Here is a 13,066-nt window from a genome sequence, read left to right on the forward strand (position 1 = left end):
ACCCTGAGGGTCCGACCCCAGTATTTACGCCGTTGGGTTGCAGCCCGACAGCCAGCAAAGGACACACCCCATGATCTACCGTGAAGCCGGACAATTCAAAACCAGCTACCAGGACGACAACCAGATCTTCCCGATCCGCCAGGACCGCCTGGCGCTGACGGCGACCCTGATCGCCGCCGTCTTCCTGCTGCCGTATTTCGCCACGCCCTATATCCTGTCGGCGATCATGATCCCGTTCCTGATCTTCGCCCTGGCCGCCCTGGGCCTGAACATTTTGACGGGCTACGCCGGCCAGCTCTCCCTGGGCACGGCCGCCTTCATGGCCGTCGGCGCATTCGCCTCGTACAACTTCATGGCGCGCCTGCCGGGACTGCCGCTGCTGGTGTCGTTCATCCTGGGCGGCCTGTGCGCGGCCATGGTCGGCATCGCGTTCGGCCTGCCGTCCCTGCGCATCCGCGGCTTCTACCTGGCCGCTTCCACCCTGGCGACGCAGTTTTTTGTGGTCTGGTGCCTGACCAAGATTCCGTACCTGACCAACTACAGCTCGTCGGGCGTGGTGACGGTGCAGCCGATGCAGATCCTCGGCTACCAGTTCGACACGCCGCAAAGCAAATACCTGCTGGTACTGGCCATCGTGGCGGGCATGGCGCTCTTGGCCAAGAACATGATCCGCTCGAACGTGGGCCGCTCGTGGATGGCGGTGCGCGACATGGACATGGCGGCCGAGGTGATCGGTTTCCGGCTGATGCGCACCAAGCTGCTGGCGTTTGCCGTCAGCTCGTTCTACTGCGGCGTGGCCGGCGCCCTGTATGCGTATGCCTACCTGGGCACGGTGGAGCCGGAGGCATACAACCTGGATCTGTCGTTCCGCATCCTGTTCATGATCATTATCGGCGGCGTCGGTTCCATCCTGGGCTCGTTCCTGGGCGCCGCATTCATCGTGCTGCTGCCGGTGTTCCTCAATATCGTCGCGCACGGCCTGGCGCTGCCCACCAGCGTGGCCTCGAACCTGGAACTGATGGTGTTCGGCGCGCTGATCATCTTCTTCCTGATCGTCGAGCCGCACGGCCTGGCCAGGCTGTGGCAGATCGCCAAAGAAAAATTGCGGCTCTGGCCTTTCCCCCACTGATTTTGCAGTCGATGTCGCTTGAATTGAAAACCAAATAAAACAAGAGGAGACACAATGAAACACATCAAATCGCTCATGCTGGCCACCGCCTTTGCCAGTGCCGCTTTCACGATTGCCGGCACGGCCCGGGCGCAGGCGCAGGACCAGTACATCGCCCTGCCGTCCTACCGCGTCGGGCCGTATGCGGCCGGCGGTTCGGGCTTCTACGGCGGCATCATCGATTACTTCAACCTGGTCAACCAGGCCGGCGGCGTCAATGGCGTGAAAATCAGCTGGGAAGAATGCGAGACCGAATACAACCCGTCGCGCGGCGTGGAATGCTACGAGCGCCTGAAAACCAAGCAGGGCGGCGCCACGCTGGTCGAAACGCTGTCGACCGGCGTCGCCTACGGCATCCTGGACCGCGTGGCGCAGGACAAGATCCCGATGACCATGATCGGCTACGGCCGCTCGGACGCCGCCAACGGCAAGGTGTTCCCGTATGTGTATCCGCTCATCTCCAGCTACTGGAGCCAGGCCGCCGCCATGATCAAATACCTGGGCGACAAGGAAGGCGGCATGGACAAGCTGAAAGGGAAAAAAATCGTCCACCTGTACCACGACTCGGCCTTCGGCAAGGAGCCGATGCCGGTGCTCGACGCGCTGTCGAAACAGTACGGCTTTGAACTGATCAAGATCCCCGTCGCGCCGCCGGGCAGCGAACAGCAGTCGCAGTGGCTGCAGATCCGCCAGGCCAGGCCCGATCACGTGATCCTGTGGGGCTGGGGCGTGATGAATTCGGTGGCCATCAAGACGGCGCAGCGCAACGGTTTCCCGCGCGAGAAAATGCTGGGCGTGTGGTGGGCCGGTTCCGAGGAAGACACGATCCCGTCGGGCGACGCCGCCAAGGGCTATAGCGCCATGAGTTTCAACACGCCGGGCAACTATCCGGTGCTCGACGATATCCGCAAAAAACTGTACGCATCCGGCAAGGGCAACCTGGCCGACCAGTCGCGCATCGGCTCCGTGTATCACATGCGCGGCGTGACAGCCGGCATCCTGTGGGTCGAAGCGATCCGCACGGCGCAGGAAAAATTCGGCAAGGGCAAGCCGATCACCGGCGAGCAGATGCGCTGGGGCCTGGAAAACCTGAACGTCGACGACGCGCGCCAGAAAGCCGTCGGCGCGCTGGGCATGTTCCCGACCGTGAAAACCAGCTGCGACGACCATGAAGGTTCGGGCGCCGTCAAAGTGCAGCAGTGGGACGGCAAGAAATGGACCGCCATCACGCCGAAATGGATCGTCGGCGACAAGGCGCTGGTACGCAAACTGGTCGAGGAATCGTCAGGCAAGTATGCGGACGAGAAGAAGATCACGCCGGCGTGCATGAAGTAAGTCGCTGTTGCGGTGGTGGTGTCGGATTACGCGCTGCGCGCTGATCCGACCTACACAGCCCAACACCGCATCCCGTAGGTCGGATTAGCCGAAGGCGTAATCCGACAAGCACCAACACAATATGAAAACGAAGCAGCCATGACACCCACTGCCACGCCAGCACCGCACACTGCGCCACCCTATTTATCGGTCAACAATATCGAAGTCATCTACGACCATGTGATCCTGGTCCTGAAAGGCGTGTCGCTGCAGGTCCCGCAGGGAAAAATCGTCGCGCTGCTGGGCGCGAACGGCGCCGGCAAGTCGACCACGCTGAAAACCATCTCGACCCTGCTGCGCGGCGAGCGCGGCGACGTCACCAAGGGCGAAGTGCAGTTCAAGGGCGAGCGCGTCGACCAGCTGACGCCGAATGAACTGGTGAAACGCGGCCTGTCGCAGGTGATGGAAGGACGCCACTGCTTCGGCCACCTGACCATCGAGGAAAACCTGCTGACGGGCGCCTACACGCGCAGCCTGTCACGGGGCGAGCTGAAAGATGCGCTGGACAAGGTGTATCACTATTTCCCGCGCCTCAAGACCCGGCGCAGCAGCCAGGCCGGCTATACCTCGGGCGGCGAACAGCAGATGTGCGCGATCGGCCGCGCGCTGATGGCCAAGCCGTCGATGATCCTGCTCGACGAGCCGTCGATGGGCATCGCGCCGCAGATCGTCGAAGAGATCTTCGGCATCGTCAAGGATTTGAACCACAAGGAAAACGTGTCGTTCCTGCTGGCCGAGCAGAACACCAACGTGGCGCTGCGCTACGCGGACTTCGGCTACATCCTGGAAAACGGCCGCGTGGTGATGGAAGGCCAGGCGCAGGACCTGGCCAGCAACGAGGACGTCAAGGAGTTCTACCTGGGCGTATCGAGCGCCGGGCGCAAGAGCTTTCGCGACATGAAGTTCTACCGCCGCCGGAAACGCTGGCTGGCCTGATAAAAAAAACCTTCACCTGCAACGCGCCCGGCCATCGTGGATAGCCGGGCGTGCGGACCGACACGCACTGACATTTGCGCATTGATACTGGAGATTCACTGACATGACCGACACGCTCGACAATCTGGAAACGCGCACCGTTGAGGCGCGCGAACGTGAATTGATGGCAGGCCTGCCGCAGCTGATCGCGCGCGCGCAAGCGGCCCCCGGCTGGGCGCGCATCCTGGCCGGCGTCAATCCAGCCGACATCACCAGCCGCGCAGCGCTGGCGCAGCTGCCCGTCACGCGCAAGTCGGACCTCAAGCAACTGCAGCACGGCGAACTGCCGTTCGGCGGCTTGAATACCACGCCCAAGAACGCCCTGTCGCGCGTGTTCGTCTCGCCCGGCCCCATCTTCGACCCGGAAGGACGCGGCACCGACTGGTGGCGCTTTGCGCGGCCCATGTATGCGGCCGGCGTGCGCGCCGGCGGCCTGCTGCAGAACTGTTTCTCGTACCACTTCACGCCGGCCGCCTTCATGGTCGAAGGGGGCGCCGCGCGCATCGGCTGCACCGTGATCCCGGCCGGCATCGGCCAGACCGAAATGCAGGTGCAGGCGATGGTGGACCTGAAACCGGACACCTATATCGGCACACCGTCATTCTTGAAACTGATTATCGAAAAAGCGCGCGAGATGGGCGCCGACATCAGCAGCGTGAAGCAGGCCGTGATGGGCGCCGAAGCGCTGCCCGAATCCTTGCGCAGCTGGTTTGCCGCGAACGGCGTGCCGCATGTGTTCCAGACCTATGCCTCGGCCGATATCGGCAGCATCGCGTACGAGACGGCCAGCAACGGCACGCTCAATCCGGGCATGGTGGTCGATGAAAACGTGCTGCTGGAAATCGTCCATCCGGGCAGCGGCATACCTGTCGCCCCCGGCGAAGTGGGCGAAGTGCTGGTGACCGTGTTCAATGCGGACTATCCGCTGATCCGTTTTGCCACCGGCGACCTGTCGGCCGTGCTGGTCGATGCGCCGGCCTCGCCGTGCGGGCGCACCAATACCCGCATACGGGGCTGGATGGGCCGCGCCGACCAGACCACCAAGGTGCGCGCCATGTTCGTCCATCCGTCGCAGGTGCACGAGATCGCGCGCCGCCATCCTCAGATCGCCAAGGCGCGGCTGGTGGTGTCGGGCCGCATGGCCAATGACGAGATGACCCTGCACTGCGAAGTGGACGATCCGCACGACGCGCAAGCGGTGGAAGCGATCGTCGGCTCGATCCGCGAACTGACCAAGCTGCGCGGCGAGGTGCTGCTGGTGGCCAGGGGCAGCTTGCCGCAGGATGGCAAAATCATCGACGACGTGCGCGATTACACATAGCGCGGATGGTGTGCATGGCACGCCGCAGGCAATTGCGGGATAATATCGGCATTAACCATCAGCCATATTCATCGCCATGCAAGAGTCCATGCAAGAATTTCATCATAACCGTGCCCGCGAACTGCTCAAGAACGCGGAACTGCTGTTTGACCAGGAAGCCGTGCAAGCGTCGATCACGCGCATGGCCGATGTGCTCAACACGCGCTTCAATGCCGAGGGAGCGAAAGAGTTCCCGCTGGTGCTGGGCGTGATGGGCGGCGCGGTCGTGTTTACCGGCAACCTGCTGCCGCAGCTGAGCTTTCCGCTGGAGTTCGACTACATTCATGTGAGCCGCTACGGCGACGACGACAAGGGTGGCGAAGTGGTGTGGAAAGTCATCCCGCGCTCGAATGTAGCGGGCCGTACCGTGATCGTGCTCGACGATATTCTCGACGAAGGCGAAACGCTGGCGCACGTCAAGCAGCGCCTGCTCGACATGGGCGCCTCGGAAGTGATCCTGGCTGTATTTGCCGACAAGGCGATCGGCAAGAAAAAACCGGTGCAGGCCGATATCGTCGGCCTGGTGATCCCGAACCGCTTCGTGGTCGGCTTCGGCATGGACGCGTATGGCTACTGGCGCAACCTGCCGGGGCTGTGGGCGATCAAGCCCGAGGATCTGAAGCAGGAGTGATGGTGGTGGTGTCGGATTACGCGCAAGGCGCTAATCCGACCTGCCAGCACAGCTGCACGTAGGCCGGATTGGCGGCGCGAGCCGCGTAATCCGACACCACCAGCACCGCCACAAAAACTACAGCTTCAGCCTTGCGCGCGCCGCCTCGTATTCGGCGCTCAAGCGCGCCACCATCTCGGCCACCGTCGGCACGTCATCCATCAGGCCCACGCCCTGCCCTGCGCCCCAGATATCGCGCCAGGCCTTGGCGCTGCCCGAACCGAAGTTCATCGCCGTCTTGTCCGCTTCCGGCAGCGCTTCCGGATCGAGTCCTGCCGCTTCGATCGATTTTTTCAGATAATTGCCGTGCACGCCCGTAAACAGGTTGGTATAGACGATGTCGGCCGCGCTGGAATCGACGATGGCGTCGCGGTAGCCGTCGCTGACGTTCGACTCTTTCGTCGCCAGCCAGCGCGACCCGATATACGCGAAATCGGCGCCCATCGCCTGCGCGGCCAGCACGGCGTCGCCGGTGGCGATCGAGCCGGACAATGCCAGCGGACCGTCAAAGAACTTGCGCACTTCACCGACCAGCGCGAACGGCGACAGCGTGCCCGCATGGCCGCCGGCGCCGGTCGCCACCAGGATCAGGCCATCGACACCCGCTTCCAGCGCTTTTTTCGCGTGGCGGATCGAAATCACGTCGTGCAGCACGATGCCGCCGTAGCTGTGGATGGCGTCGAGCATTTCCTTCGGCGGCGCGCGCAAGGACGAAATGATGATGGGGATCCTGTGCTTGACGCATACTGCCACGTCATGCGCGAGGCGGTCGTTCGACTGGTGCACGATCTGGTTGACGGCGATCGGGCCGACTTTTTTGTCGGGATTGGCGGCCTGGAAGGCGGCCAGTTCGGCTTGCAGGTCGGTCAGCCAGGTGTCGAGCAGCTCGGCCGGACGCGCATTCAAGGCCGGAAAAGAGCCGACAATGCCGGCCTTGCACTGCGCCGCGACGAGGGCCGGGCCGCTGGCGATGAACATCGGCGACGCGATAACGGGAAGGGACAGGTTTTGCAGTGCTGCAGGCAATGCCATGGCGGACTCGCTGAAAGTGGATTGATCGGAGATGCGTCGGTCGATTATAAGACGAAAAAAGTACGAGCGTGCTGATTTTTTCCAACAAGGGATAACGATAGCGATAAGCGCGGCTTATCGCCGCCACGGCCTGAAACCAATTGGCCGCCGGCGCGCCGCGCCGCGATACTGGAGACCGATCATGCGATAGGTGGACACAATGAACATCCGGCTGGCAATCATGGCACGGCTGCGGCGCGGCCAGATCGAATGGCTGTCGTTCGTGCTGCTGCTGGGCGCCAGCTGCCTGGTCAGCGCCGTGTTTTTCAATAACGACCGCAAGCTGGCGCACCAGGCCGAAGTCGAACGCCTGCAGGCGCAGGCCGGCATCATCGATGAAAACCTGCGCCACCAGCTCGAAGGCGCGCGCGGCGCCCTGGTCAACCTGCGCCGCAGCTGGCAATCGGGCGCGCCTGGCGCGGTCGATGCGCAGGCGCTCGATGCGATGCGGGTGGCGATGCCGGGTGTACGGGCCTTGCTGGTGCAGGATCTGCATGGCCGCCTGCGGCTGGCCAGTGGCGCCCAAGGCCATGGCCTGGCCGTCAGCGCCGCCGATCCGGACAAGCTATACCTGAGCCACACCGGCGACGCGCTGGCGCTGACCTTGCGCATGGATGCCGGCGATGGACCCGGCAAGCGGGATCCCGCGCTGGTCACCGCGCTGCTCGACGCCGCGTATTTCGATGTCGTCATGCGCTCGGTGCTGTATGCGCCGGACATGCGCAGCGCGATTCTGGAAGGCAGCGGCGCGGTGCTGCTGTATGCGCCGCCGAACGCCGGCACCGGCGCCGCGCCGCGGGCGCCAAGGCTGGTGGTACGGCGCCGTTTCGCTCCGGCCAGCCTGGGGCTGGACCAGCAGCTGACGATAGCGCTCAGCCGCGATGCGGCGGCCATGAACGCGCCGTGGCTGCGCCTGGCGGTGGTGTATTTTGCCGCCTGGCTGCTGGTGGCGCTGCTGGCCGCGCTGATGCTGCTGGTGCTGCAGCGCCGGCGCCATGCATCGCGCGAAACGGCGCAATCGCAGCAGCAGGAGCAGCAGCGCCATGCGGCCCGCATCGAACTGGCGCTGGCCGGCGCCGACCTTGGCCTGTGGGACTGGCATCTGCCGTCCGGCGTGCGCCAGGTCGACGAACGGGGCGCCGGCATGCTGGGATTTACCACGGGCGAACTCGATAGCGTCGAAATGTTTTACCACCATGTGCATGCGGACGACGTGGCGGCCGTGCATGAGGCGGTCTGCCTGCATCTGCGCGATGGCTCGCCGTGGTACGAGGCGGAGTTTCGCATGCTGCACCGCGATGGCCACTGGATCTGGGTACACAGCCGCGGCAAGATCGTCGAGCGCGACGCTGCCGGCACGCCGCTGCGCATGGTCGGCACGCGCATGGATATCAGCGGGCGCAAGCTGGCCGAGGCACGCATCCACAGCCTGGCGTTCTATGACGGCCTGACGGCGCTGCCGAACCGCCGCCTGCTGCTCGAACGGCTGGCCCAGTCGCTGCACACCACGGCGCGCAGCGGCCGCCATGGCGCGGTACTGTTCCTCGACCTCGACAACTTCAAGAAGCTCAACGACACGCTGGGCCATGCCATGGGCGACCGGCTGCTGCAATCGGTGGCGCGGCGGCTGGTCGAGGTAACGCGTTCAAACGATACCGTGGCGCGCCTGGGCGGCGACGAATTCATCATCCTGCTGGAAGACCTCGATACCGACGCGGCCGGCGCGCGGCGCCAGGTGGAACTGATCGGCGCGAAAATCCTGTATCGCCTGGACCAGCCGCACCAGCTCGAAGGCCACGATTCGTACATCACGCCCAGCATCGGCGCGGCGCTGTTCGGCAGCGACGGGCATTCGGTCGAAGACCTGCTGCGCCAGGCCGACCTGGCCATGTATGAAGCCAAGGCCGGCGGTGGCGACCTGCTGCGCTTTTTCGATCCGCTGATGCAGCAGCGCATCAGCGACTCGGTCTCGCTGGAGGAAGAACTGCGGCGCGCGCTGGCAGGCGGCGAATTCGTGCTGCACTACCAGCCCATCGTCGGCCTGCGCCACGACATCTGCGGCGTCGAGGCGCTACTGCGCTGGCGGCATCCGCAGCGCGGCATGGTCGGCCCCGACAAGTTCATCGCGCTGGCCGAAAAGACCGGCCTGATCCTGCCGCTTGGCCTGTGGGTGTTGCAGCAGGCCTGCCGCCAGTTGCGGCTGTGGGCCGATAACCCGGCCACCGCGCAGTGGACGATGGCAGTCAATGTCAGCGCACGCCAGTTCCGCCAGGACGATTTCGTGCAGCAGGTGCTGCAGGTGCTGCACGACAGCGGTGCGCAGGCATGCAAGCTGAAACTGGAGCTGACCGAAAGCATGCTGCTCGACGACATCGACAGCGTGGCGAACAGGATGGCGGCCCTGCGCGCCGAAGGCATCGGCTTTTCGCTGGACGACTTCGGCACCGGTTATTCCTCGCTGGCCTACCTGAAAAAACTGCCGCTGTCGCAGCTCAAGATCGACCGCTCGTTCGTGCAGGATGTGCTCAGCAACAGCAACGACGCGGCGATTGCGCGCGCCATCATCGCGCTGGCGCACAGCCTGGGACTGGAAGTGGTGGCCGAGGGCGTCGAGACGCAGGCGCAGCGCGACTTCCTGGCCGGCAGCGGCTGCCGCACATTCCAGGGCTATTTGTTCGGCAAGCCGGCGCCGGTGGAAGAACTGGCACGCCGGGCAGTGATGGCGGCATGAAGAAAAATCAAGGAGACGCAGAATGAAGACATGGCTGATTACCGGCGTGGCCGGGGGGCTGGGACTGGCGGTGGCCGACCTGGCGCTGGCGCGCGGCGACCGCGTCATCGGCACCGTGCGCCAGGAAGCGCAGCGGCTGGCCTTTGCCGCGCGCCACCCGGACGCACGCGGCGTGCTGCTCGATATCGCCGACCATGACGTTGTCAGGCAGGTGCTGGAGCAGGTGCAGGCGCAGTGGGGCGCCATCGATATCCTGCTCAATAACGCCGGCTACGCGTACGAGATCCCGGTCGAGGAAGCGGCGCTGGAGGAAGTGCGGCGCCAGTTCGACGTCAACGTGCTGGGCACGCTGTCCGTAACGCAGTCGGTGCTGCCGCGCATGCGCGCGCGCCGCACCGGCCATGTGCTGACGGTGAGTTCGGTCGGCGGCCTGGTGCCGCTGCCGGGGCTGGGCATTTACAACGGCAGCAAGTTCGCGCTGGAAGGCATGTTTGCCGCGCTGGCGCGCGAAGTGGCGCAATTCGGCGTGAAGGTCACGCTGATCGAACCGGGCATGCTGCGTACCGACTGGGATGGCCGCTCGATGCTGCGCGGCGAAGCGCAGCTGGACGACTATGCGGCGCCGTTCGCGGCCGTCCGCCAGTCGCGCCTTGCCCGCCACGGCAAGCAGCCGGGCGACCCGCACAAGGCGGCGCAGGCGATCCTGGCGGCCGTCGATGCACAGCATGCGCCACACCATCTTCTGCTGGGCCGCGATGCGCTTGCCTATGCGCAATTCCGGAACGAGGAGCTTGCGCGCGAATTTCGCCTGTGGTCAACACTGACCAAAAGCGTCAGTTTCGAGTAGGCCGGATCAGCGGCGGCACGCCGCGTAATCCGACGCCAGCGTTGGCGCCAACCATGTTGTCGGATTACGCTACGCTAATCCGACCTACGCTTCTTCCTGCGCCTGGGGTCAACTCCCGCCAAAAGCGCCCATTTGGAGCAGGCCGGATTAGCGCGCAAGCGCGGAATCCGACAACGCCACCGGCCAATGCCAACCATGTCGCCGCATCACGCATTGAAACGTATCTGCAAACGGCGCGCCTCTTCCTTGGCCACCTCCATGAATTCGTGCTTGAGGGGATCGGCTTCGCTGCTGCGCGAGAACAGCTGCACCACCAGCTGGTCCATGTCGCGCAGCGGCCGCGTGGTCAGGCCGGCCGGCGGCGCATGGAAGATATAGGCTGCGCCCAGCATCGCGCCCACGCCTTCGCTGACCATCGCCATGCCCACTTGCGACTGCTGCGTTTCATAGACGAAGTTGGGCGTGAAGCCGGCCTGGCGGCAGGCCGCCAGCAGGCCGTCGTACAGCTGCGGGATCACCGAGCGTTCGAAGAAGATCAGGCGCTCGCCGACCAGGTCTTCCAGGCACAGTTCATCGAGCCCGGCCAACCGGTGATCCTGGCGCATCAGCACCACCCACGGCGCCGTCATCACCGGCTGCGCGCGGATGCTGCCATCGGCCGGCAGCAGGCCGACCTGCACGCCGATGCCCACATCGATCACCTTCCTGGCCAGCGCGTCCATCTGCAGCACCGAATGCATTTCATGGCGCTGTACTTTCAACGAGGGATACAGTGCCTGCAGGCGCATCAGCGCCGGCGGCAGGAACGGCAGATTGGTGTATTCGACCAGGCCGATCGAGATGCGAAATTCGCGCTCGCCGGCCACCTCGCGCGTCAGGCGCAGCGCGCGCTGGAGCTGGTCGAAGATCTTCGACGTTTCGCAGTGCAGGACCGCGCCGGCCGGCGTCAGCGCAACCTTGCGTCCGTCGCGCGTAAACAGCGCCGTGCCGACGGTTTCCTCGAGTTTGCTGATTTGCTGGCTCAGGGCCGGCTGGGTGATAAAGGCCAGGTCGGCTGCCTTGCGGAAATGCAGCTCATTGGCCAGGATGGAAAAATAACGCAGTTGCCGCAGCTCGATCCCTCGCATCGTTTCCTCGTCCGGGCAGTGCCTTTGCCGGCGCACCGGGACGGCCGCCGTCACGACGAAGGTACTTGCACAAGCGGCATCATAAATCAATACGCAGTCAGCAAACCCTGCCTTTCGATAGGGGTCTTGCGATTGCGCGGGACGGTGAGCACACCTTCCTGCGCGGCCGCATTGCCCTGCCGGCGTACACTGAACACGGCCACCGCCGCCGTCAGGCGCGCGGCCTGTTCCTGCAGTGAGGCGGCAGCAGCAGCCGCTTCCTCGACCAGCGCGGCATTTTGCTGGGTCACTTCATCCATCTGGCCGACCGCCTGGTTGACCTGCTCGATGCCGATGCTCTGCTCGGCGCTGGCGGCGGCGATTTCCTGCATCTTGCCGCTGACGCTGGCGATGCTGTCGACGATCTCGCCCATGGTCTGGCCGGCTTCGCGCACCAGCCGCGTGCCGGCCTGCACCTTGCCGCTGGAGTCGCCGATCAGGTCCTTGATCTGTTTGGCCGCAGCGGCCGAACGCTGCGCCAGGTTGCGCACCTCGGTGGCGACGACGGCAAAGCCGCGCCCCTGGTCGCCGGCGCGCGCCGCCTCCACCGCCGCGTTCAGGGCCAGGATATTGGTCTGGAAGGCGATGCCGTCGATGACGCCGATGATCTCGGCGATCTTGCCGGCGGACGCGTCGATCTGCGCCATCGTTTGAATCACCTGCGCCACCACGTCGCCGCCTTTTTTCGCCACCGCCGTCGCCGCCGCCGCGTAGTCGTTGGCCTGGTGCGCGTTGGCCGTGGTCTGGCGCACCGTCGCCGTCAGTTCCTCCATCGAGGCGGCCGTCTGTTCGAGCGAGCTGGCCTGCTCTTCGGTGCGTGCCGACAGGTCCAGGTTGCCGGCCGCGATCTGGCTGGTGGCGCTGGCGATGCTGTCCGAGCCGCCGCGGATGGTGCCCACCGTGCGCGCCAGCATCGCCTGCATGGTGTGCATCGCATGCAGCATGCTGGTGCTGTCGCCGGGACGCGTTTCGACCGGCACGCCGAGGTCGCCGGCCGCGATGCGCGTGGCGATCTGCGCCGCATAGGCCGGCTCGCCCCCCAGTTCGCGCAACAGGCCACGGTTAATCACCAGCACCACGCCGGCCAGCGCCGCGCAGACCGCCGCCAGGATGCCCAGCGCATGCAGCAGCGAGCGGTGAAAAGCTGTGTCGATATCATCGATATACACGCCGGTGCTGATATTCCAGTCCCAGGCGCCAAAGTGCACCACGCGCATCAGCTTGGGTTCTTCGACCGTGCTGCCCGGACGCGGATAGTCGTAATGGACGAATCCCGCGCCGCTGCCCTTGCCGATCTGCGCCACTTCACGGAACACGTGCACGCCTTTCGCATCCTGGAAGGCGTCGAGGTTCTTGCCGGTGGAGCCAGGCATGAACGGGTGCATGATGACGGTGGCGCTCGAATCGGTCACGGTGACATAGCCGTCCTTGCCGTATCTGAAATTCTTCAGCCGCGCCAGCGCATCGTTCTTCGCGTCGGCCACGCTGAGCTTGCCGCTGCGCGCCAGCGCCTCGTACTCGCGGGCGATGCCGACGGCGGCATCGACCAGGTTGGAGAGATCGGCGCGCCGTTCCTCGACGCGCACATCGCGCTGCGACCAGGCGTTGAAGGTCGACAGCCCCGCCACGCAGAGCAGCGCGAGCACCGAGGGTATCCACAGCTTTTGGGAAAACGACAAAGTCCTCATTACTACTCCTTGATAT

The 13,066-nt window shown here is 64.8% G+C and carries 10 protein-coding genes; 7 read left to right on the top strand and 3 right to left on the bottom strand.

The genetic code is table 11. The features are described from left to right. The first annotated feature begins 70 nt into the window (after positions 1-70). From RTQ46_RS05495 to RTQ46_RS05515, 5 genes are all read left to right on the top strand, one after another. Entirely contained in the window at positions 71-1,129 is a 1,059-nt protein-coding gene (locus RTQ46_RS05495) for a branched-chain amino acid ABC transporter permease (protein ID WP_312435117.1), read from the top strand. A gap of 54 nt (positions 1,130-1,183) precedes the next feature. Next, positions 1,184-2,503, top strand: a complete 1,320-nt coding sequence (locus tag RTQ46_RS05500) for an ABC transporter substrate-binding protein (RefSeq protein ID WP_312435118.1) — start codon at positions 1,184-1,186, stop codon at positions 2,501-2,503. Positions 2,504-2,641: 138 nt separating this feature from the next. Continuing rightward, positions 2,642-3,478, top strand: coding sequence for an ABC transporter ATP-binding protein (locus RTQ46_RS05505; RefSeq protein WP_312435119.1), 837 nt, complete (start codon positions 2,642-2,644; stop codon positions 3,476-3,478). Positions 3,479-3,581: 103 nt separating this feature from the next. Further along, positions 3,582-4,838 (top strand): AMP-binding protein, encoded by a 1,257-nt coding sequence (locus RTQ46_RS05510; protein WP_312435120.1) that lies wholly within the window; start codon positions 3,582-3,584, stop codon positions 4,836-4,838. Positions 4,839-4,926: 88 nt separating this feature from the next. Next, positions 4,927-5,508, top strand: coding sequence for a hypoxanthine-guanine phosphoribosyltransferase (locus RTQ46_RS05515; protein WP_312435121.1), 582 nt, complete (start codon positions 4,927-4,929; stop codon positions 5,506-5,508). Between the two features lie 117 nt (positions 5,509-5,625). Here the strand turns inward: RTQ46_RS05515 and RTQ46_RS05520 are convergent, their stop codons facing one another. Further along, on the bottom strand, positions 5,626-6,579 hold the full coding sequence (locus RTQ46_RS05520) for a nitronate monooxygenase family protein (protein ID WP_312435122.1): 954 nt from the start codon (positions 6,577-6,579) through the stop codon (positions 5,626-5,628). Between the two features lie 199 nt (positions 6,580-6,778). On the opposite strand from RTQ46_RS05520, the gene RTQ46_RS05525 reads away from it, so the two are divergent. Then, positions 6,779-9,349, top strand: a complete 2,571-nt coding sequence (locus RTQ46_RS05525) for an EAL domain-containing protein (RefSeq protein ID WP_312435123.1) — start codon at positions 6,779-6,781, stop codon at positions 9,347-9,349. Positions 9,350-9,371: 22 nt separating this feature from the next. Beyond that, entirely contained in the window at positions 9,372-10,196 is an 825-nt protein-coding gene (locus RTQ46_RS05530; RefSeq protein ID WP_312435124.1) for an oxidoreductase, read from the top strand. Between the two features lie 206 nt (positions 10,197-10,402). On the opposite strand, the gene RTQ46_RS05535 is transcribed toward RTQ46_RS05530, so the two are convergent. After that, the gene (locus RTQ46_RS05535; protein ID WP_312435126.1) at positions 10,403-11,323 is read right to left on the bottom strand and encodes a LysR substrate-binding domain-containing protein; all 921 of its coding nucleotides are present in this window, start codon (positions 11,321-11,323) and stop codon (positions 10,403-10,405) included. A gap of 86 nt (positions 11,324-11,409) precedes the next feature. Then, the gene (locus RTQ46_RS05540; RefSeq protein ID WP_312435127.1) at positions 11,410-13,050 is read right to left on the bottom strand and encodes a methyl-accepting chemotaxis protein; all 1,641 of its coding nucleotides are present in this window, start codon (positions 13,048-13,050) and stop codon (positions 11,410-11,412) included. Positions 13,051-13,066: the final 16 nt, after the last annotated feature.

The sequence above is a fragment of the Janthinobacterium sp. genome (genome assembly GCF_031995485.1).
Classification (GTDB): Bacteria; Pseudomonadota; Gammaproteobacteria; order Burkholderiales; family Burkholderiaceae_D; genus Janthinobacterium.

Excerpts from the sequence above, each read along its gene's own strand:
- RTQ46_RS05530 (WP_312435124.1), top strand. The coding sequence starts at position 9,372 with ATGAAGACATGGCTGATTACCGGCGTGGCCGGGGGGCTGGGACTGGCG.
- RTQ46_RS05540 (WP_312435127.1), bottom strand. The coding sequence starts at position 13,050 with ATGAGGACTTTGTCGTTTTCCCAAAAGCTGTGGATACCCTCGGTGCTC.
- RTQ46_RS05535 (WP_312435126.1), bottom strand. The coding sequence starts at position 11,323 with ATGCGAGGGATCGAGCTGCGGCAACTGCGTTATTTTTCCATCCTGGCC.
- RTQ46_RS05510 (WP_312435120.1), top strand. The coding sequence starts at position 3,582 with ATGACCGACACGCTCGACAATCTGGAAACGCGCACCGTTGAGGCGCGC.
- RTQ46_RS05520 (WP_312435122.1), bottom strand. The coding sequence starts at position 6,579 with ATGGCATTGCCTGCAGCACTGCAAAACCTGTCCCTTCCCGTTATCGCG.
- RTQ46_RS05515 (WP_312435121.1), top strand. The coding sequence starts at position 4,927 with ATGCAAGAATTTCATCATAACCGTGCCCGCGAACTGCTCAAGAACGCG.
- RTQ46_RS05495 (WP_312435117.1), top strand. The coding sequence starts at position 71 with ATGATCTACCGTGAAGCCGGACAATTCAAAACCAGCTACCAGGACGAC.
- RTQ46_RS05525 (WP_312435123.1), top strand. The coding sequence starts at position 6,779 with ATGAACATCCGGCTGGCAATCATGGCACGGCTGCGGCGCGGCCAGATC.
- RTQ46_RS05500 (WP_312435118.1), top strand. The coding sequence starts at position 1,184 with ATGAAACACATCAAATCGCTCATGCTGGCCACCGCCTTTGCCAGTGCC.
- RTQ46_RS05505 (WP_312435119.1), top strand. The coding sequence starts at position 2,642 with ATGACACCCACTGCCACGCCAGCACCGCACACTGCGCCACCCTATTTA.